General features: G+C 83.1%; 1 protein-coding gene. It reads left to right on the forward strand.

The features are described from left to right. A partial coding sequence (locus KVS67_RS12815) for an iron chelate uptake ABC transporter family permease subunit (protein ID WP_217565527.1) occupies positions 1-242 on the forward strand: 242 nt, incomplete at both ends.

Consider the following 242-nt stretch of genomic DNA (forward strand, 5'->3'; position numbering starts at 1 on the left):
CCGGCGCCGCGATCCCCCCCGGCCGCCCCGCCGGCACCACGGCGCAGCTCGTGCTCCCCCCCACGGGCCAGGCCCGACTCCGGTTCTGGGCCGTGGGCACGGTGGCGCGCGCCGACCTCGGGGAGGCGCTCGCCCTGGCGCCCGTGATCGCCGTCGGGCTGCTCGCCGCCGTCGACGTGGCCCCCGGACTCGGCGCCCTCGCCCTCGGCGACGACCTCGCGCACGGCCTGGGCGGGCGCCCG

This window comes from Micrococcus sp. GbtcB5, assembly GCF_019091605.1.
Classification (GTDB): domain Bacteria; phylum Actinomycetota; class Actinomycetes; order Actinomycetales; family Micrococcaceae; genus Micrococcus; species Micrococcus luteus.